This is a genomic window from Brevundimonas sp. GW460-12-10-14-LB2 (assembly GCF_001636925.1).
GTDB classification, from domain to species: Bacteria; Pseudomonadota; Alphaproteobacteria; order Caulobacterales; family Caulobacteraceae; genus Brevundimonas; species Brevundimonas vesicularis.
Genome location: NZ_CP015511.1, coordinates 1,314,939 through 1,334,274 on the forward strand (window position 1 = coordinate 1,314,939; position 19,336 = coordinate 1,334,274).

21 protein-coding genes and 1 tRNA gene are annotated in these 19,336 nt (G+C 64.3%); 7 read left to right on the top strand and 15 right to left on the bottom strand.

Annotated features, from left to right (window positions below; genetic code table 11):
• Positions 1-2 precede the first annotated feature (2 nt).
• The 3 genes from A4249_RS06450 to lon all read right to left on the bottom strand — a co-directional run bounded on the left by A4249_RS06450 (position 3) and on the right by lon (position 2,890).
• A tRNA-Val gene (locus A4249_RS06450) sits at positions 3-79 on the bottom strand.
• A gap of 33 nt (positions 80-112) precedes the next feature.
• Positions 113-388, bottom strand: a complete 276-nt coding sequence (locus tag A4249_RS06455; protein WP_017504003.1) for an HU family DNA-binding protein — start codon at positions 386-388, stop codon at positions 113-115.
• 105 nt (positions 389-493) lie between these two features.
• Positions 494-2,890 carry an endopeptidase La gene (lon, locus tag A4249_RS06460; protein ID WP_066551629.1) on the bottom strand — a complete coding sequence of 799 codons (2,397 nt, stop codon included), beginning with the start codon at positions 2,888-2,890 and terminating at the stop codon, positions 494-496.
• Positions 2,891-3,170: 280 nt separating this feature from the next.
• Between lon and A4249_RS17035 the strand changes: the two genes are divergently transcribed.
• From A4249_RS17035 to A4249_RS06470, 3 genes are read left to right on the top strand one after another with little or no spacing between them, the layout of a single operon-like run.
• Positions 3,171-3,299, top strand: a complete 129-nt coding sequence (locus tag A4249_RS17035) for a hypothetical protein (protein WP_255353885.1) — start codon at positions 3,171-3,173, stop codon at positions 3,297-3,299.
• Complete coding sequence (locus tag A4249_RS06465) at positions 3,296-3,505, top strand: hypothetical protein (RefSeq protein WP_066551630.1); 210 nt, start codon at positions 3,296-3,298, stop codon at positions 3,503-3,505. The genes A4249_RS17035 and A4249_RS06465 overlap by 4 nt, the downstream gene beginning before the upstream one ends.
• A complete protein-coding gene (locus tag A4249_RS06470; RefSeq protein ID WP_066551631.1) occupies positions 3,502-3,696 on the top strand; it encodes a hypothetical protein in 195 nt (64 codons plus the stop codon). Before A4249_RS06465 ends, A4249_RS06470 begins: the two co-directional genes overlap by 4 nt.
• Positions 3,697-3,767: 71 nt before the next feature.
• On the opposite strand, the gene clpX is transcribed toward A4249_RS06470, so the two are convergent.
• Positions 3,768-5,036 carry an ATP-dependent Clp protease ATP-binding subunit ClpX gene (gene clpX, locus A4249_RS06475; RefSeq protein WP_066551632.1) on the bottom strand — a complete coding sequence of 423 codons (1,269 nt, stop codon included), beginning with the start codon at positions 5,034-5,036 and terminating at the stop codon, positions 3,768-3,770.
• A 194-nt stretch (positions 5,037-5,230) separates the two neighbouring features.
• On the opposite strand from clpX, the gene A4249_RS06480 reads away from it, so the two are divergent.
• Positions 5,231-5,878: an HAD-IB family hydrolase gene (locus tag A4249_RS06480; RefSeq protein ID WP_066551633.1), complete on the top strand. Its 648-nt coding sequence runs from the start codon at positions 5,231-5,233 to the stop codon at positions 5,876-5,878.
• A 3-nt stretch (positions 5,879-5,881) separates the two neighbouring features.
• Here the strand turns inward: A4249_RS06480 and A4249_RS06485 are convergent, their stop codons facing one another.
• The 4 genes from A4249_RS06485 to tig all read right to left on the bottom strand — a co-directional run bounded on the left by A4249_RS06485 (position 5,882) and on the right by tig (position 9,373).
• Complete coding sequence (locus A4249_RS06485; RefSeq protein ID WP_066551634.1) at positions 5,882-6,202, bottom strand: hypothetical protein; 321 nt, start codon at positions 6,200-6,202, stop codon at positions 5,882-5,884.
• A 73-nt stretch (positions 6,203-6,275) separates the two neighbouring features.
• Positions 6,276-6,923: an ATP-dependent Clp protease proteolytic subunit gene (locus A4249_RS06490; RefSeq protein WP_066551635.1), complete on the bottom strand. Its 648-nt coding sequence runs from the start codon at positions 6,921-6,923 to the stop codon at positions 6,276-6,278.
• 93 nt (positions 6,924-7,016) lie between these two features.
• The gene (locus tag A4249_RS06495; RefSeq protein WP_066551636.1) at positions 7,017-7,922 is read right to left on the bottom strand and encodes a hypothetical protein; all 906 of its coding nucleotides are present in this window, start codon (positions 7,920-7,922) and stop codon (positions 7,017-7,019) included.
• Between the two features lie 104 nt (positions 7,923-8,026).
• Complete coding sequence (gene tig, locus A4249_RS06500; protein WP_082854088.1) at positions 8,027-9,373, bottom strand: trigger factor; 1,347 nt, start codon at positions 9,371-9,373, stop codon at positions 8,027-8,029.
• Positions 9,374-9,564: 191 nt separating this feature from the next.
• Here tig and A4249_RS06505 point away from each other — a divergent pair, with 191 nt between their 5' ends.
• Positions 9,565-10,266: an MBL fold metallo-hydrolase gene (locus tag A4249_RS06505; protein ID WP_066551638.1), complete on the top strand. Its 702-nt coding sequence runs from the start codon at positions 9,565-9,567 to the stop codon at positions 10,264-10,266.
• Between the two features lie 18 nt (positions 10,267-10,284).
• On the opposite strand, the gene A4249_RS06510 is transcribed toward A4249_RS06505, so the two are convergent.
• Positions 10,285-10,578: a hypothetical protein gene (locus A4249_RS06510; RefSeq protein ID WP_052689558.1), complete on the bottom strand. Its 294-nt coding sequence runs from the start codon at positions 10,576-10,578 to the stop codon at positions 10,285-10,287.
• Between the two features lie 103 nt (positions 10,579-10,681).
• Between A4249_RS06510 and A4249_RS16765 the strand changes: the two genes are divergently transcribed.
• Positions 10,682-10,843, top strand: coding sequence for a hypothetical protein (locus A4249_RS16765; protein WP_197458470.1), 162 nt, complete (start codon positions 10,682-10,684; stop codon positions 10,841-10,843).
• A gap of 116 nt (positions 10,844-10,959) precedes the next feature.
• On the top strand, positions 10,960-11,181 hold the full coding sequence (locus A4249_RS16280; RefSeq protein ID WP_039243609.1) for a general stress protein: 222 nt from the start codon (positions 10,960-10,962) through the stop codon (positions 11,179-11,181).
• Positions 11,182-11,265: 84 nt separating this feature from the next.
• Here the strand turns inward: A4249_RS16280 and egtB are convergent, their stop codons facing one another.
• The 6 genes from egtB to A4249_RS06540 form a co-directional block, all read right to left on the bottom strand.
• Positions 11,266-13,425 (bottom strand): ergothioneine biosynthesis protein EgtB, encoded by a 2,160-nt coding sequence (gene egtB, locus A4249_RS06515; RefSeq protein ID WP_066554866.1) that lies wholly within the window; start codon positions 13,423-13,425, stop codon positions 11,266-11,268.
• A gap of 102 nt (positions 13,426-13,527) precedes the next feature.
• Entirely contained in the window at positions 13,528-14,754 is a 1,227-nt protein-coding gene (locus A4249_RS06520; RefSeq protein WP_066551639.1) for an acyl-CoA dehydrogenase family protein, read from the bottom strand.
• A gap of 105 nt (positions 14,755-14,859) precedes the next feature.
• Positions 14,860-15,165 (bottom strand): SCP2 sterol-binding domain-containing protein, encoded by a 306-nt coding sequence (locus A4249_RS06525; protein WP_017506191.1) that lies wholly within the window; start codon positions 15,163-15,165, stop codon positions 14,860-14,862.
• 86 nt (positions 15,166-15,251) lie between these two features.
• Positions 15,252-15,536: a SemiSWEET family sugar transporter gene (locus A4249_RS06530; RefSeq protein ID WP_066551640.1), complete on the bottom strand. Its 285-nt coding sequence runs from the start codon at positions 15,534-15,536 to the stop codon at positions 15,252-15,254.
• 72 nt (positions 15,537-15,608) lie between these two features.
• Positions 15,609-17,102, bottom strand: coding sequence for an amidase (locus tag A4249_RS06535; protein WP_197458471.1), 1,494 nt, complete (start codon positions 17,100-17,102; stop codon positions 15,609-15,611).
• Positions 17,036-19,285 (bottom strand): S9 family peptidase, encoded by a 2,250-nt coding sequence (locus A4249_RS06540; protein ID WP_066551642.1) that lies wholly within the window; start codon positions 19,283-19,285, stop codon positions 17,036-17,038. Before A4249_RS06540 ends, A4249_RS06535 begins: the two co-directional genes overlap by 67 nt.
• Between the last annotated feature and the right edge of the window lie 51 nt (positions 19,286-19,336).

Below are 19,336 nucleotides of genomic sequence, written 5' to 3' on the forward strand. Positions count from 1 at the left end.
TTTGGTAGGCGGCGACGGGTTCGAACCGCCGACCCTCTCGGTGTAAACGAGATGCTCTGACCAGCTGAGCTAGCCGCCCCCAAGGGAGAGACGGGCTTATGCCCGTCGCGCCTCAACCGTTCAAGGCGCTTTTCAAACCCTCACCCGGGCGAAAGCGCGCGGTGCGCGAGGCCGGGCGCGCGACGGCAGCGCCGGTCTGCGGGTTACGGGCGACGCCAGCCTTGCGGTCCACGGCGACGAAACTGCCGAAGCCGATCAGCTTCACGTCCGCGCCCCGCGTCAGCGACTCGGTCACGCCGTCCGTGAACGCCTCCAGCGCCGTCTTGGCCTGGTCGCGGCTGATGTTCGCCGCGCTAGCCATCCGGCCGATCAGTTCCGCCTTGGTCATCCGTTCCCCTCCAGAACGAATCACTAAAGGACAGATCGGCGGTTGCGTCAAAAACGAAAACGCCGCCGGTGGGATCACCGGCGGCGCTCGCTGTTCAACTCGGCGTTAGTGGCTGACTGCCGCCGCCGGCACTTCTGGAGCCGCGACCGGGGCCGGCAGGGGTTCGGCCGCCTCGTCCCACTCCACCGGCGTCAGGGTGCCGACAAGCGCCCACTTCAGCGCCTCGTCCGCCGTGGAGATCGGCACGATCTCCAGCGCCGACTTCACATTGTCCGGCACGTCGGCGAGATCCTTCTCGTTCTCCTGCGGGATCAGCACCGTCTTGACGCCGGAGCGCAGGGCCGCGAGCAGCTTCTCCTTCAGGCCGCCGATGGCGGTGACCCGGCCGCGCAAAGTGATCTCGCCGGTCATGGCGATATCCTTGCGGATCGGAATGCCGGTCAGGACCGAGACCATCGCCACCGTCATGGCCACGCCGGCGGACGGGCCGTCCTTGGGCGTAGCGCCATCCGGCACGTGGACGTGGATGTCGGTCTTCTCGAACACCGGCGGCTTGACGCCGAAGGCCAGGGCCCGCGACCGCACATAGGACGCCGCAGCCGAGATCGACTCCTTCATCACGTCCTTCAGATTGCCAGTCACGGTCATGCGCCCGCGACCCGGCATCTTGATGGCTTCGATGGTCAGGATGTCGCCGCCGAACTCGGTCCAGGCCAGACCGGTGACGATGCCGACCTGATCCTCCTCATCGGTCTCGCCGTAGCGGAACTTCTTGACGCCCGCGTATTCGGCCAACTTGGCCTCATTGACCGTGATCGACTTGGCGCCCGTCTTTGCCATCTCGCGCACGGCCTTGCGCGCCAGACCGCCCAGGGCGCGTTCCAGCGACCGCACGCCGGCTTCGCGGGTGTAGTAGCGGATCAGGTCGCGGATCGTATCTTCCGGCACGATCAGCTCACCATCCTTCAGACCGTGGTCCGCCAACTGCTTGGGCAGGACGTGGCGCTTGGCGATCTCGACCTTCTCGTCCTCGGTGTAGCCCGAGACCCGAATGATCTCCATCCGGTCCATCAGCGGCTGCGGCATGTTCAGGCTGTTCGCGGTCGTCACGAACATCACCTGGGACAGGTCGTAGTCCACCTCCAGATAGTGGTCGCCGAAGGTCGAATTCTGGGCCGGGTCCAGCACCTCCAGCAGGGCCGACGACGGATCGCCGCGCCAGTCCGATCCCAGCTTGTCGATCTCGTCCAGCAGGACGAAGGCGTTAGGGGTCTTGGCCTTCTTCATCGACTGGATGATCTTGCCGGGCATGGAGCCGATATAGGTCCGGCGGTGGCCGCGGATCTCGCTCTCGTCGCGCACGCCGCCCAGCGACATGCGAACGTATTCACGCCCTGTCGCCTTGGCGATGGACTTGGCCAGCGAGGTCTTGCCGACGCCGGGAGGGCCGACCAGGCACAGGATCGGACCCTTCAGGCTGCCGGTGCGGGCCTGAACCGCCAGATACTCGATGATCCGTTCCTTGACCTTCTCCAGGCCGAAGTGATCCTCTTCCAGGATGTCCTCGGCCTTGGCCAGGTCGATCGGCTTCTGCTTGGCCTTGCCCCACGGCACGGACAGCAGCCAGTCGAGATAGTTGCGCACGACGGTCGACTCCGCCGACATCGGGCTCATGTTGCGCAGCTTCTTGACCTCGGCCTCGGCCTTGGTGCGCGCCTCCTTGGACAGGCGCGTCTTCCGGATGCGCTTCTCCAGGTCCATGATCTCGTCGCGCGCGTCGTCGGTCTCGCCCAGCTCGCGCTGGATCGCCTTCATCTGCTCGTTCAGATAATATTCGCGCTGGGTCTTCTCCATCTGGCGCTTCACGCGCGAGCGGATCTTCTTCTCGACCTGAAGGACCGAGATCTCGCCCTCCATCAGCCCATAGACCTTCTCCAGCCGCTTGGGCACGTCGAAGGTTTCCAGCAGGCCCTGCTTGTCGGCGATCTTGACCGACAGGTGTGCGGCGACCGAGTCGGCCAGCTTGGAGGCGTCGGTGATCTGGGGGATGGAGCTGAGGGCCTCGGGCGGAACCTTCTTGTTCAGCTTCACATAGTTTTCGAACTGCTCGACCACGGCGCGCAGCATGGCTTCCGCCTGCGAGGCGTCGCCAGCTTCGTCTTCGATCTCGACGGCCTCGGCCTCGAAATACTCCTCACGGTCGGTGAAGCGGGTCAGGCGCGCGCGGCCCTTGCCCTCGACCAGCACCTTCACCGTGCCGTCGGGCAGTTTCAGCAGTTGCAGCACCGAGGCCAGCACGCCGATGGGATAGATGGCGTCCGGCGACGGATCGTCGTCGACGCTGTTCTTCTGGGTCGCCAGCAGGATCTGCTTTTCGCCCTTCATGATCTCGTCCAGCGCCTTCACCGACTTCTCGCGTCCGACGAAGAGCGGCACGACCATGTGCGGGAAGACGACGATGTCTCTCAGCGGCAGGACGGGCAGGATTTTTGGTTCAGTCATGATGCGTACTCCTGGGCCATTGATCATCTCCGGCCCGCCGTCAGGGTCCGCCGGGCAAGAGGCCCGACCGGCGCATGACGGCCCGTCGATTCCGACGGCGTTCGGATGAGTATGTGGTTTGAAAGACCCGCGGTTCAAGCGTGACCGCGGAACGGCCCACATCTGCGTGGCGACAAGGCCGCCGATCGCACCGCTTTAGGTCCGCATTACGCCCGGCGACGCTTTCGACATGGCCGCTTTACGGGGATCGGGTGTCTTCTGCGGCTCCAAGGAGATGACAATGAGCCGTTCCCACCTGCTGGCCGAGACCCTGAAACGTCCCGCCCCGGCGCCGACAACCCTTCAGATGGCGATGACCTTCATCGGCGCCCTGTTCGGCGCCCCGATCCGCAAGGGCCGCGCGCGATGATGCAGGGCCATGTCGAGGGCGGCGTGACACGCGCCGCCCCTCCCCGACGATACAGGGTCGTGCCTCGCGCCAGTGGTTGGGCCGTGGCGGTCAACAACGCCTGCACCCGCCCCCTGCCCGATCGCATCTCGGCCGAGCGTCTCGCCGCCCGACTTCAGGCCGAGGCCGACCGCCTGAACCGCGACCAACATCGCCTCCCACAATGATAACGCCCCTTGCCTCACCACCCGCCGTCGAAATCCTGACGATCCAGCCTGTCGGCCATCGCTGGCGCTTCACATCAAGCGACGGCCTGTTCGAAGGCGTCTTCACCGACGCCAAAAGCGCCGTCCGTTGCGCCAAGGCCGAGGCCGAGGCGCATCCAGGGCATGTCCTGATGCTGACCGAGTTCGTTTGACGCCTTGAACTCACGAAAAAGGCCGGAGCAAAAACGCTCCGGCCTTGATCAGTTCAGGATTTTTCATCGACTCAGGCGGCGCCGTCAGCCTTCTTCTTAGAGGCTTCCGAGTAGATCAGCAGAGGCTGGGCCTTGCCGTCGATGACCTCGGCGTTGACCACGACTTCTTCGACGCCTTCGAAGGTCGGCAGTTCGAACATGGTCTCCAGCAAAATGCCTTCCAGGATCGAGCGCAGGCCGCGTGCCCCGGTTTTGCGGGTGATGGCCTTTTTGGCGACGGCGATCAGGGCGTCGTCGGTGAAGGTCAGTTCCACATTCTCCATCTCGAACAGGCGCTTGTACTGTTTGACCAGGGCGTTCTTCGGCTCGGTCAGAATGGTGACCAGCGCCGTCTCGTCCAGATCTTCCAGCGTCGCCAGAACGGGCAGACGACCGATGAACTCGGGGATCAGGCCGAACCGCATCAGGTCGTCAGGCTCGACACCCTTCAGAATGTCGCCGGTGCGACGTTCATCGATCTCCTTGACCTGGGCGCCAAAGCCGATCGAGGCGCCCGCGCCACGCGCGGAAATCACCTTCTCCAGGCCGGCGAAGGCGCCGCCGACGATGAACAGGATGTTGGCGGTGTCCACCTGCAGGAACTCCTGCTGCGGATGCTTGCGGCCACCCTGCGGCGGCACGGAGGCGACGGTGCCTTCCATGATCTTCAGCAGAGCCTGCTGCACGCCTTCGCCCGAGACGTCGCGGGTGATCGAGGGGTTGTCCGACTTGCGCGAGATTTTGTCGATTTCGTCGATGTAGACGATGCCGCGCTGGGCCCGCTCCACGTTGTAGTCCGACGCCTGAAGCAGCTTCAGGATGATGTTCTCGACATCCTCACCCACATAACCGGCCTCGGTCAGGGTGGTGGCGTCGGCCATGGTGAAGGGCACGTCGATGATGCGCGCCAGCGTCTGGGCCAGCAGCGTCTTGCCCGAGCCGGTCGGCCCGATCAGCATGATGTTCGACTTCGCCAGTTCGACGTCGTTGTTCTTCGTCGCGTGGTTCAGGCGCTTGTAGTGGTTGTGGACGGCGACCGAGAGCACCTTCTTGGCGTGGCTCTGGCCGATGACATAGTCGTCCAGCACGTCGCGGATTTCCTTGGGCGTGGGCACGCCGTCGGTCGTCTTCTTGAAGCCGATCTTGTGCTCTTCGCGGATGATGTCCATGCACAGTTCGACGCATTCATCGCAGATGAAGACGGTCGGGCCCGCGATGAGCTTGCGGACCTCGTGCTGGCTCTTTCCGCAGAACGAGCAGTAGAGGGTGCTTTTGGCGTCGGTGCCGGCTGCTTTGGTCATAGACCCTTATCTCACTCCCGCGGGGCGGACCGAAATGGCCCGAAACGCGCTTCCCTCACATTGATTCCAGCACTCTGGATGCGAAGGTCTTCAAAAAATGACAATCACCCATCACACGTTCCGGAACAACCCCGAAGGCGGCAAGGGATTGTTGCAGTGCGTGGATGGATCAGTGTCGACGGGGATCAAGGCGAATGTCTGACATGGGTATTGTGCAGGAAATACGCCAGTCCACGGGCAATGGACCTGCCATTGTCGCCTTTGATTTCGACGGCACGCTGACGATTCGGGACAGTTTCACTGAGTTCCTGCGCTGGCGCTCCGGTCCGGGCGCCTGGGCGCTGGGGCTGGTCAAGCTGGCCCCCGCGCTGGCCGCCTACGCCAAGGATCGCGACCGGGGACGGATCAAGGCGGCCTCCGTAAAGGAGTTCCTGCTTGGCGTAAGCCGCCAGACGCTGGAAGCGGAAGCCGCAGCCTTCGCCGAAGAGATCTGGCCCCGCTTCATGCGCCCCGATGCGCTTGAGGTGTGGAACGACTGGGGCCAACGCGGCGCGCATCGCGTCATCGTGACCGCGTCGCCCACGACGACCGTCGCGCCATTCGCCCGAAAGCTGGGGGCCGAGGCCCTGCTGGGCACCGAGTTCGTCTTCGACGCCGATGACCGGATCACGGGCGACTTCGCCGGTCCGAATTGTCGGGGTCAGGAAAAGGTGCGGCGGCTGAAGGCGGCCTATGGTGAAGACATGACCCTGACGGCCGCCTATGGCGACACCTCGGGCGATACCGAAATGCTGGCGATGGCCCAGCAGCCGGGTTTCCGGGTTTTCCGTCAGAAGCCGTAAGGCTTAGTTCCCGTCGGCGTCCACGTCGAACACCATCGCCTTGCCGCGTGACGTGGGGTCCCAACCCGCCTCGATCGCCGAGGCGACGGCGGTGCGGACGGCGTCGACATTGACGCGCTGCTTTTCCACGTCCGGCCGGCCGTTGGGCCGAAGCGGCGGCGGAAACTGCACGATCGCTTCGCGCTTGAAGTCTGCATGGCGAAGGGAAACGGCCATGCCTTCCCAGACATTGCCGCCCTTGGGCTGAGGTTGGCGACGAAGCTCCCAGACGTAGCTTTCGCCATCGACATCGACCGTGCCGTTTTGATCTCGTGTGAACTGCATGGCGGTTCCGATAGCACAAAATGAAAAGGGCGCGCCGCAACCGGCGCGCCCTTTTCGTCTTTCGACAGCCGCCTTAGTTGCCGGGCGTCTTTACGCCGTCGGCGTCGGCCTGCTCGCGGCGATCATAGACGTGGTCCACGATGCCCCAGGCCTTGGCTTCGTCGGCCGACATGAAGTGGTCGCGATCCAAGGTCTTCTCGACCTCCTCGTATGTGCGGCCGGTGTGATGGACGTAGATCTCGTTCAGACGACGCTTGGTGTAGCGGATGTCGGCGGCGTGCAGTTCGATGTCCGACGCCTGGCCGCGGAAACCACCCGACGGCTGGTGCACCATGACCCGCGCATTCGGCAGGGCGATGCGCTGGCCTGCCTCGCCGGCCGTCAGAATCAGCGAACCGGCCGAGGCCGCCATGCCCATCACCACGGTCGAAACCGGGCTCTTGATGTATTGCATCGTGTCGTAGATCGCGAGCGCCGAGGTCACCTGACCGCCGGGGCTGTTGATGTACATGCTGATTTCCTTCTTCGGGTTTTCCGATTCAAGGAACAGCAGCTGGGCGCAGATCAGCGACGCCATACCGTCCTCGAACGGTCCCGTCAGGAAGATGATCCGCTCGCGCAGCAGACGCGAGAAGATGTCGAAGGAGCGCTCGCCGCGGCTGGACTGCTCCACCACCATCGGCACCAGGTTCATGTTCATCAGTTCGATCGGATCGCGCATTTAGCCTTCTCGGATGCAGTGGCGACGATTCAGCGTCGTCAGCCGGTTATGCTGCATATCGCGTTCGATGACACCCTGCGCAAGACGCCGGGTTCAATCGGACAGCGCGTCTTGCTGGTTCGCCGCTGCACGACGCCCTTTCTGTAGTCGTTCCGCGACCGCCGCCTCCTGCGCAGCAGCGGATGCGCGATCGGGCTCCGCTTCATATAGTGCTTGCAGATAGGCGCGATCCCAGTCCGTGAGGCCGGTCACGTTCTGGGAATCACCGAATAAATTCAGCACCGTGGGCTGATCGGAGTAATCGGCGCGGGGATCGACCTGGGCCAGGACGACCATTGCGGCGTAGTCCATCAAAGCCGGCAAAAGCACGCCAAAGGCCTTGGTCATATCGATGACGACGGTCGCAGAGTTCAGGTCGTACCGCAGCGGCGACCTCATGCGGCTGACGTTGCGCGATGCAATCCAAGGGGGCTCTCCACCGGAGACACGGGCCGCCAGTTGACCCGTGTCTGCTGAGACTGGCAGGGAAATGTGCCACCATCGCACCGGCGCATTACTGGTTTTGAACCGTTCCAGCGCCGCCAAACCCATGTTGGTGTTGTCGATCGGAGGACGGAAGCGAAGACGCCAACCTTCCACCAGCGCCGATGCGACGCTGGGACCATCCTCTGTGGCGATGATGAGCACATTGGCCGAGCAGCCAGGCTCGCCCACTCGAATTTCAAGGTCATGAGCGATTTCGCCGATGCGATCGGCAAGCATCTGACCGTAGGGCGCCTTCAATCCGGCGACGCTGACGCACAGCGGCGTATTCCACCGTCCAAGCCGCGCACCGGCGGGCGCGGTCGCGACGCGCTGGACAAACTGGCGCGCAGCCTGCCGCGGCGACTGACCCTCGACCGTGATCTCCTCCAGATCTGTCGGGGGCGGCTGTCCCGGATCCTGCGCCTGCGCGCCTGCGGTGATGAGGGCGGCCAGAGTGACAGCGGAAAAAGACATTGAGGACATACCTGAAAAGCAAAATGGGCCCGCACTGCGGACCCATTCGACCTACAATCCAGACACCACAACCGCCAGTTACGGTCGAGTAATCGAGCCGAAAATCAGCCCTCGTCCTCGTCTTCCTTCAGCAGCTCTTCCTTCGTGATCGGCTTGTCGGTCACGTCGGCGACACCCACGATCAGGTCGACGACCTTCTCTTCGTAGATGGGCGCGCGCATCTGGGCGGCGGCGTTGGGGTTCTGGCGGTAGAAGTTCAGGACGGCCTGTTCCTGGCCCGGATAGTTGCGCGCTTCCTGCAGGATGGCGGCGTTCAGTTCCTGGTCGGTGACCTGGACGTTGTTGGCGCGACCGATTTCGGCCAGCACCAGGCCCAGACGAACGCGGCGTTCGGCGATCTTGCGGTATTCGGCCTTCAGGTCCTCGTCCGACTTGGCGGCGTCTTCTTCCGGCAGACGACCAGCGGTCTTGTCAGCCTCGACCTGCTGCCAGATGCCGTCGAACTCGGCGTCCACCATCTTCGGCGGCAGCGGGAAGTCGTGGGCCTCATCCAGCTGGTCCAGCAGGGCGCGCTTCAGCTTGAAACGGGCCGCGCCGGCGTACTGCTGGTCCAGGTTGGACTTCAACAGTTCCTTCAGCTTGTCCAGCGACTCCAGACCGATGCGGGTGGCGAAATCGTCGTCGATCTTGGATTCGGCTTCCGCCTTGATGGCCTTCACCTTGATGTCGAAGGTGGCCTTCTTGCCGGCCAGATGGGCGGCTTGATAGTTCTCGGGGAAGGTGACCTCGATGGTCTTCTCTTCGCCGACCTTGGCGCCCGTCAGTTGCTCTTCGAAACCGGGGATGAAGCGGCCCGAGCCGATCACCAGGTCCGCGTCCTCGGCGGCGCCACCTTCGAAGGGCTCGCCGTCCAGCTTGCCCAGGAAGTCGATCGTCAGCTGGTCGCCCTCGGCGGCCTTGACGGTCTTGCCCTTCTTGTCTTCGTAGGTCTTGGCCTGACCGGCCAGTTCCGTCAGGGCCTCGTCCAGATCGGCGTCCGACGCTTCGTAGGTCGGGCGTTCCAGCTTCAGGGTCTTGGGATCGACCGGCTCGAAGTCCGGCATGATTTCCAGCGACATTTCATAGGCCAGGTCTTCCTGACCGGCGATGACCTTGTCCATGTCCGAGGTCAGCTTCATCTCGGCCGGCGCGGCGGGACGGATCTTGGCCTCGTCGAGCGCCTTCTGGCTGGTTTCGTTCAGCTCGGCGTTGATGATCTCGCCCATGAACTCACGGCCGAAGGTCTTCTTGACGTGGGCGACCGGCACCTTGCCCGGACGGAAGCCCTTCAGCTTCACCTGCGGGGCGACTTCCTTGACGCGGGCTTCGAGCTTTTCGTTCAGCTCCGCGACGGGAATGGTGACCGCGATCACGCGGCTGAGGCCTTCGTTCGACTTTTCGACGACTTGCATGGTCGGGATTCTGACGCTCTGGGGCGCATGAGCCATCGAGACGGCCGGCGCGGAATGGATAAAGCAAGAAGGCCGCCCCGTGTGGAGCGGCGCCTCGAAGCCCGCCCTTATGTCGAGAAGGGCCCGAAAGGTCAACGCGGGCGTAGTCAGAGCCGGTGGTTTCGCGGCCTTTGCGTGGCTATGTTGACCAAATGAGCCAACCCGCCTCCCCCATCGGCGTCTTCGTCACGCCCGTCACCCCGCTTCAACAGAACTGCACGACCGTCTGGTGCACCGCCACCAACAAGGCCGCCGTGATCGATCCTGGCGGTTCGGTCGATGCAGTCCTAGGCGAGGTCACGCGGCGCGGCCTGACGCTGGATCAGATCTGGATCACTCACGGCCATCTGGATCACGCGGGCGGCGCAGCAGAAATGCAGGAAAAGACCGGCGCCCAGATCACCGGCCCTCAGAAAGCCGACCAGTTCTGGATCGACCGAATCGTGGAGAGCGGCCGGATGTACGGCCTGCCCGACGCTCGCCCCTTCACGCCCGACCGCTGGCTGGAGGATGGCGACACGGTATCGTTGGGGGAAACGATCTGGGAGGTGCGCCACTGCCCCGGCCATACGCCCGGGCACGTCATCTTCTTCAATCGCGCGGCGCGATTCGCTCAGGTCGGTGACGTTCTGTTCAAGGGTTCGGTCGGTCGCACCGACTTCCCGATGAGCGATCCGCCCGCACTGATCCGCTCCGTGATCGAAAAGCTCTGGCCGCTGGGCGACGACGTCACCTTTGTGCCGGGCCACGGGCCGATCTCCACCTTTGGTGAAGAGCGACGGACCAATCCGTTCGTGTCTGACGCCGCAATGCGACAGGCCCCGATCAAGCGTGAGCCGTCGGGGCCTGCCTGAGCCTGCCGATCGTGTAGCTTAGCGGCGCAGGATCATGCCGATGATGACGCCGATGCCCAATGCGTAGAGCGTCGCTTTCATCGGATTGTCCTGAATGTCTTCCTGCACGCGATGGACGCGTCCGGAAATCTTCTCACGCACCAGGCCCGCGTCTTCTCTAACGGCCTGACGGACCGACGTGGTCTTGCCAAAGCTCCGGCCCTCGCCTTGCGCGAGAATTGCGTCCGCCTGTCGGTCCAGACGTTGGGTCAGATCATCGTCCTCCAGGACGATGTCGTCGGGTGATGTCGCGCTTATCGGGGTATTGGTCATGTCGATCTCCGTGGTTCGCTGAACAAACCGGCGTTGCGACCCATGGTTCCTTTTTGAACGCGGGCGATCAGGGTGCGTTGGTTGATCGCACAAGGAGCCGCTCATGACCTATATCGAACCCACTCCGACCACGCCGCAACCCGAGATCCAGCCTGAGCCGGCGCAGCAGCCGGAAATACAGCCTTCAGACACGCCCGATGAAGTTCCGCCGATGGAACCGGATGTTGGTGGCGAAGGTGATTCGCGGCCTTACGGTGCTGGGTAAAGTCAAACTCACGAGCCCTTGAGGATCGTGACAGTAAAACGGAGTTCCCGACGGAACCGTCACCGAGTCACTGGGTTCACTTCAGCAAGCGCAACGGCAGCACTGAAAGGAACACGATGGACAGCCAACCCACACGCCCCTCCGGCGTTTCCAAGCGAGGTTTCGCCTCCATGGATCCCGAACGTCAGCGCGAAATCGCGCGCAAAGGGGGCGCAAGCGTCCCCAGTGAAAAACGCAGCTTCTCCCAAGACCGCAGCCTCGCCGCACAGGCGGGCCGCAAGGGTGGAGAAGCGTCGCACGGAACTAAGAAAGACGCGGACGCCGCCGACGGGCAATAGTCGGCGGAACTCGATACAAACAAGGGCGGCCCATCGATCGATGCGCCGCCCTTTTTCTTGGCCGCGATCAGCCGCGCATTCGGCTCAGGCGCGCAGGACCGCCAAGGCGACGCTCGGCGCTGGAGAGGTATCGATGCGGACAACCGTCCAGCCGGAGGCGGCCGCCATGGCTTGGATCGATTCAGGGGTGAACTTGCGCGAGCTTTCAGTGTGGATTGTCTCGCCGGTCATGAAGCGGAATGTCCGATCTCCGACGTGCGCGGTCGTCGGCGCAATCGCCTGCAGATGCATTTCCATTCGCGAGGCGTCCGGGTTCCACACGGCGCGGTGAACAAAGGCGTCCACATCGAAATCAGCATCCAACTCGTGATTGGCGCGGATCAGAACGTTGCGATTGAAGGCCGCCGTGACGCCTTGGCTGTCGTCATAGGCGGCGAACAGGATTGCAGGATCTTTGACCAGATCGACGCCCAGAATGAACAACGCCCCCTCTCCTAGCATCCGACGCGCCGCCGCCAGGAATTGCTCGGCCTCATCCGGTTGCAGATTGCCGATGGTCGAGCCGGGGAAGAAGCCGATTCGGCGTCCCGACGGCAGGTCTTCGGGCAGCGGCGCCAAATGCTCAAAGTCCCCCAGAACCGGCTGCACGCGCAGCGTCGGATAGTCAGCGCGGACGCGAATGGCGGCGTCCATCAGAGCGCTCTCGCTGATGTCGAGCGGAACGTAGGCGCCGAGGTCGGTGGCGGCGTCTAACAAAATCCGCGTCTTCTCGCTGGCGCCGGATCCGAATTCGACCAGCACCGCGTCGGGGCCAAAGTCGGCCGTCAACTCTGCTGCGCGATCGCGCAACAGCGCCATTTCCTGCCGGGTCGGATAGTATTCGGGCAGCAAGGTGATGTCTTCGAACAGACGTGACCCGTCCGCGTCATAGAACCACTTCGGCGGCACGGCCTTTTGCGCACGCGACAGCCCTTCGATCATATCCTTTCGAAAGGCGGCGGTTTGGGCGTCGTCCGCTGCGGCGTCTCGCGCCACGGTCCGATCTTCAGCCAGTCTCAAACCCATGAAGGCCCACCTCTGTTGGGGATAGAAGAAGTTGCGATAGGTGATGCGGTCATGGCCCGGCGGCGTGGCGAAAGATCCGCCTCGCAGCACCATCTGGTTGGCCATGAACTTGCCGTTGTATTCGGCGGCGGTGCCCGGGGTCGGCTGGAAGCCGGGATAGGGCGCATAGGCGCTGGACGTCCACTGCCACACTTCGCCAGCCAGGTTCGAGAACGCATCAGGCGAAGAGGCGGCGGCATGTTCCCATTCCGCCTCGGACGGCAGTCGCTTGCCGGCCCAGCGGGCGTAGGCGTCAGCCTCATAAAAGCTGATGTGGCGAACCGGCGCGGCAAGATCGACAGGTGTACGCCCCGTCAAACCCAGCACGGTCCAATCGCCATCCTCGCGACGCCAATACAGCGGCGCGGTCCAGCCCTCAGACTTGACCGTTGCCCAGCCGTCCGACAGCCACAGGTCGGAACGCGAATAGCCGCCATCCTGGATAAAGGCGATCCAGTCGCCGTTCGTCACCAGATCCGCGGCCAGAGCGAACGGCTCCAGCCAGACGCGGTGCGCAGGCCCCTCATTGTCGAAGGCGAAGTCCGATTGGTCGTGGCCGATCGTCACCATACCGCCGTCAAATGCTACCGTTCCGCCGCGCCTGATCTGAAGCGGCTCGGTTCTGGGCTCAATCTCATAGGCGGCGGGGTCGAGCGGAGAGCGCGACATCAGGTTCAGCACATCCATCAGGAAAAGCTCCTGATGCTGCTGGTCGTGGTGCAGACCCAGCTCGAACAGATAGCGTTGATGGCCGCTGGTCTCGCCCTGCGCCAGCCAGGCGACCATGCGGCGGTCGATCTCTCGGCGATAGGCCAGGACCTCATCGACGGAGGGGCGAGTCATCAGCCCGCGCTGGTCCCGCCTGACCCGCTCACCCAAAGCCTCATAGTAGGAGTTGAACAGCTGCTGAAAACGCGGATCGACGGGCTGGTATCCGGGATCGGACGACAGGATCATCGCCTCGAAAAACCAGCTGGTGTGCGCCAGATGCCATTTCCCTGGGCTGCAATCCGCCATCGACTGGGCCGACAAATCCTCGGCAGATAGACCTTCAGCGAGATCGATCATCCGCGCGCGAACCGCCTTGAACCGCGCCACGTCTGACGCAACCCGCGGGTCGGGCTCGGAGCGCGCATTCATGTCAGCTGTCCCGTCCGACACCAGCCCCAGCGCCTTGTCAGTGCCGAACAAACGCACCAACAAGACCAAGGTTCCCAAGCACTTGGCGTTCGGGATCACATATCAGCGCATCGGGCGGCCGCCATGTTTGGCGTATTCCAACCGCGCGATGGTGCGATTATGGACCTCGTCCGGGCCGTCGGCGATGCGCAAGGTGCGGACACCCGCGTAAAGCTCGGCCAAAGGCGTGTCGCCCGAGACACCGGCGCCGCCGAACGCCTGAATGGCGTCGTCGATGATCTGCAAAGCCATCTTCGGCGCGGCGACCTTAATCTGGGCGATCTCGGAACGCGCGTTTTTGGCTCCCGCCTGATCCATCATCCAGGCGGCCTTCAGCACCAGCAGGCGGCACATCTCGATGTTGGTGCGCGCCTCCGCGACGCGCTGTTCCCAGACCGAATGCTCGGCCAATTGCTTCTTGAACGCCGTCCTGTTCAACAACCGCGTGACCATCAGCTCCAGCGCCCGCTCGGCTGCGCCTATCGTGCGCATGCAGTGGTGAATACGGCCCGGGCCAAGCCGCCCTTGGGCGATCTCGAAGCCCCTGCCCTCGCCCGCGATCAGGTTCTCGACCGGCACGCGGACGTTCTCCAGCACCACCTCGGCATGGCCGATCGGCTTTTCGTCATAGCCGAATACCGACAGCATCCGCTCGACGCGGAATCCGGGCGTGTCGGCCGGCACGATGATCTGCGACTGCTGGGCGTGGGAGGCGGCGTCAGGGTCCGTCTTGCCCATGACGATGGTGACGGCCAGATTCGGATGGCCCATGTTGGTCGACCACCACTTGCGGCCGTTGATGACATAGTGGTCGCCGTCGCGCTCGATCCGGGTCTGGATGTTGGTGGCGTCGGATGAGGCGACCTCAGGCTCGGTCATCAGGAAGGCCGAACGGATTTCGCCCGCCATCAGGGGCTTCAGCCAGCGCGCCTGCTGCTCGGCGTTCCCGTACATATGGAGCACCTCCATATTGCCGGTGTCGGGGGCGTTGCAGTTGAACACCTCGGCCGACCACAGATGCCGCCCCATCATCTCGGCCAGCGGCGCGTATTCCAGATTGGTCAGACCCGCCCCCCCATTCTCACCTTCATGGGCGCCGGGCAGGAACATATTCCACAGCCCGGCCTCTTTCGCGGCCGCCTTCATCGTCTCCATGACCGGCGGCTGACGGTTCGAATCCTCGCGGACCTGTGCGAAATATTCGGCTTCGCGCGGGATGACCTGCTCGTCCAGGAAGCGACGGACGCGGGCGTGCCAATCCAGGGCGCGGTCGGAATGTTTGAAGTCCATGTCGTTTCCTCTTTCCCGTTCGCGCCTCTGCCGGACGCTCGATACGAAAACGGCGCGGCCCCTGGTCGGGAGCCGCGCCGCCATAACTGGTCGTTCAGACCGGCATCAGCGCTTCAGCAGCGGAGCCAGCTTCTGGGCGATCATCATGTCGCCGGCGATCTTCAGCTTGCCTTGCATGAAGGCCATCATCGGGTCCAGCTTGCCTTCCGACAGGGCCATGAAGTCATCCCACTTCATCGAGACGGTGGCGTCGGCGGGCTTGTCCTCGTTCGTCACCGTGTTCGGCGTGGAGGCGCCGTCGATGTAGATCTTGCCCTCGTCGCCGAGGTCGAGCTTGACGGTCTTGCCGAGGCCGGAGTTGTCGCCGACGGCTCCGCGGATGTGTTCGGTGACTTGTGCGAGATCGGGCATTGGGGGCGTCTCCCTGTTGGACGTTGTGGACTACGGGTTAGCCCGCATCGGCGGGGGCGCCAAGATCACGTCGGGGAAAGGTCTGATCACTTCTCCGGATCGCCGTCGCGGAACCGCCATTTCATCACCAGCACGCCCGACGCCATCACCAGCGCGCAGGCGTTGGCGTTGGCGACCGTGACAGGCCAGGCCTGCGTCATGACGCCATAGACGACCCACAGCACGAAACAGGTCACGGTCAGGGAGTAGGTCTTCAAGCTGACCGACGACGCGTCGCGCTCCTTCCAAATCTTGACCGCCTGAGGCGCGAAGCTGGTGATCGAGCAGATCGCAGCCGCCGAGCCGACGATATTGGCGACAAGATCGCTCATGCCGCGATCGTCGACATGACGTTGAGGCTAAATCTGCACATGCCGCACTCTCAGCGGCCGCCCCAAGGGATGTCAGCGTCGAACGCCAGGCGGCGGCCGTCTGGCCTGGGTCACCTGTTCGAAGGCGTAACCCAGCGAAAGGATGCGCGCATCGTCCCACTTCCCGCCGAGGAAGCTGATTCCCACCGGCATTCCCCGATCAAAGCCCATCGGCACGGTCAGGTGCGGATAGCCGGCGACGGCGGCCAGCTGGCTGGCCGATCCCTGCATATCGTCGTCGTCCTTGGGATCGTTGGTCCAGGCCCGTGAAGTGGTGGGCGCGATCAGGGCGATCACGCCATTGTCCCTCATCAATCGATCGATCCCCTCCGGTCCCGCCAGTCTAAGCGAGGTTGCGCGCGCCTCCAGATAGTCAGCGTCGGTCAAATCCCCCATCGCCTGGGCGCGCTCAAAGATGTCCTGACCGAACAGCACCGTCTCGCGCGGTTCCGCGGCGTTGAAGGCGATGACGTCGGCCAGGGCGCGGGCGCGGACCTGCTGCGGGTCGGTCGAGGCCAGATAGGCGTTCAGATCGTGCTTCAGCTCATAGAGCAGCACCTTGAACTCGGCCGCGCCTATGACCCGGCCATCCGGTCCCTCGGGCAGATCGACCAGCACGGCGCCGGCATCGCGCAAGGCCTTCATGTTCTGCTCGAACACCGCCTGAGTTTCGGACGAGTAGCCTTTCAGGAACCGCATCACCCCGATCCGCGCACCGCGCAGCGCGTTGGCGTCCAGCCCGGCGGCGTAGTCGACCTTGTGCGCATCGGCCTCGACCGTCGCCGGATCGGCCGGATCGGACCCGGCGATGACCGTCAACACCCTGGCCGCATCCCTGACGGTGGTCGCCATCGGCCCGGCCGTGTCCTGCGAATGACTGATCGGCACGATGTGGGTGCGCGAGACCAGGCCAACGGTCGGCTTGAACCCGACCACGCCGTTGACCGACGCCGGGCAGGTGATCGACCCGTCCGTCTCCGTTCCGATGGCGACGGGCGTCAGCCCCAGCGCCACCGCCGCCCCGCTGCCGGACGATGATCCGCACGGTGTGCGCGCGGGATCATAGGGGTTCAGCGTCTGGCCGCCGACAGCGCTCCAGCCGCTGATCGAATCCGACGAGCGGATATTGGCCCATTCCGACAGATTGGTCTTGCCGACGATCACGGCCCCTGCAGCGCGCAGTCGTGTGACCAGCGGCGCGTCCCGTCCCGGCGCATTGTTCGCCAGCGCCAACGATCCGGCGGTGGTCGGCATGTCCGCCGTCTCGATATTGTCCTTCAGCAGGATCGGCATGCCGGAAATCGCCGACACGCCTTGACGGGGCGATCTTGCGGTCCAGACCAACACCGAAAGGGCGCTGTCGTTCGCCCGCCCCGCCGCGACCACGGCGGATGCAGACGGATAGGCGCCCTGCCCGGTCGCGCAGCCCGCGAGGGCCAGCGCGACCGCAACCGCCAGAATCAGTCGGCCTTGGGTTCGGCCCGCTTGCCGATCGTGCGGTCCAGGAAGTCGAGATAGGTGCGCCATTGTTGCAGTTGCCTCGGATCGCCGCGGACGCCGTGCCGCTGGCCGGGATAGAGCATCATCTCGAACGGCACGCTCTTGGCCTGCAAGGCGTCGATGACGCGCGTCGCATTGCCGAAGATGACGTTGTCGTCGGCCATGCCGTGCAGCAGCAGCAGCCGCCCCGTCATGTCATCCAGCCGCGGCAGCACGTCGGTGGCGGCATAGCCCTCCGGATTGGCCTGGGGCGTGGACATATACCGTTCGGTATAGTGGGTGTCGTACAGGCTCCACTCCGTCGGCGCCGCGCCCGCCAGGGCCGAGGCCAGGCCGGCGTCCTTGTCCGTCAGGGTCAGCAGGCTGAGGAAGCCGCCGAAGCTCCAGCCCATCACCGCGATATGGTCGGCATCGACGTAAGGCAGGGTCTTCAGCCATTGCGCGGCCTGGGCCTGATCCTCGACCGCCGGAATGCCCAGACGGCGATAGATGCTGGTCTCGAACGCCTGCGACCGGTCACCCTCGCCGCGATTGTCGACGCGGAAGACGATGTAGCCCGCCTCGGTCAGCAGTTGGTTGGTCAGCGGCTGCCAGCTCTTCTGCACGCCTGCCCCGGTGCCGGGGCCGCCGTAGACCTGCATCACCACCGGATACTTCTTGGACGGATCGAAGTCGGGGGGCGTGGTCATGCGCCACACCAGGGTCTGACCATGGCTCTGCATCGTGCCGAACTCAGGCGTGCGCAGGCGCGAGACGTAAGGGGCGAACGGATGGCTGGCGTCGAGCTTGTTCTCTTCGATCCAGCGCACGCGCGTGCCGTCGATGCGGTACAGCGCCGACTGCGTCGGGGTCGCCGGGTCCGAATAGTTGCCGACATAGGCCGTCGCCGGCCCGTTAACCGACACCGTCCACCAGCCGCCGCCCGGCGTCACCGCGACAGGATCGACCGTGCGGTTCAGGTTGGCGCGAAACATCTGCTGCTCGATCGGCAGCTCCTTGCCGTCGCGCATCGAGGCGGTGAAATAGACGTCGCCGGTCTGCTCGTTGACGCCGTCCAGGTGCTTGACCGGATAATCGCCGCGCGTGATGGCACGCAGGCGACGCCCGTTGCGGTCGTACAGATACAGGTGCCGCCAGCCCGAATCCTCATTGGACCAGATGAACCGGCCGTCAGACAGGACGCGGAAGTCGTCGTTCAGATCGACCCAGGCCTGCGCCTTCTGGCTCAGAATCACGCGTGACGCGCCGGTCGTCGGATCGACGCTCAGCAGATCCAAAGTCTTCTGGTCGCGCGACTGACGCTGGACATACAGGGTCTTGCCGTCGCCGGACCAGTTCACCCGCGCCAGATAGATGTCGGTGTTGGATCCCAGGTCCACCTTGACCCGTCCGCCGCCCTGGAGGTCGCGCACGTACAGCTCGACCACCGCATTGGGTCGCCCCGCGCGAGGATAGCGCTGCTCGACCATCGTCGCGCCGCCGCCGGTAATCTCGAAGCGCGGCACGATATCGACCGGGCTCTCGTCCACCCGCGTCATGGCGATGTAGCGCTCGTCGGGGCTCCACCAGTATCCGGTGTCGCGATCCATCTCCTCCTGGGCGATGAACTCGGCCGTGGCCCAGGTGATCAGGCCCGCGCCGTCGTCGGTGATCGGCGTTTCCTTGCCGCTCGCCAGATCATAGACGACCAGATTCTGATCGCGGACATAGGAAACGTAGCTGCCCTTGGGCGACACCTTGGCGTCGATCTCGTCAGCCGGCGTCTCGGTCAGGCGGCGCACCTTGCCGTCCGCCCGGTTCGCCAGGAAGATGTCGCCTTCCAGCGGCGCCAGGATGTAGCGGCCCTGCTGGTCCCACGAATATTCGACCACGCCGCGCGCGCTGATCCGCATCCGCTCGCGCCGGGCCTTTTCGGCCTCCGACAGTTCGCCGGCGTCGGGCACCAGCGCCCGTGCGTCGATCAGCTTGTAGGGTTCGCCCTCACCCGTCGGCGCGGCCCACAGGTCCTGCACATCCACATTGTCCTCGCGCGAGCGCAGGAAGGCGACCAACTGGCCGTCAGGCGACAGGCTGACCCCCTTGGCCACCGGCCCGTTCAGGCTGGGGCTGGAAAACACCCGCTCGGGCGTCAGGATGTTGGAGGGCGTCTCCTGCGCAAGCGCCGAACTGGCGGACAGGAGGATGGTCGAGGCGAGAAGAAGGGTGCGCATGGGTCGGGACGCTAGCCGCGCTTCTGCAAGCCGTCACGAGGAAATGTCGTC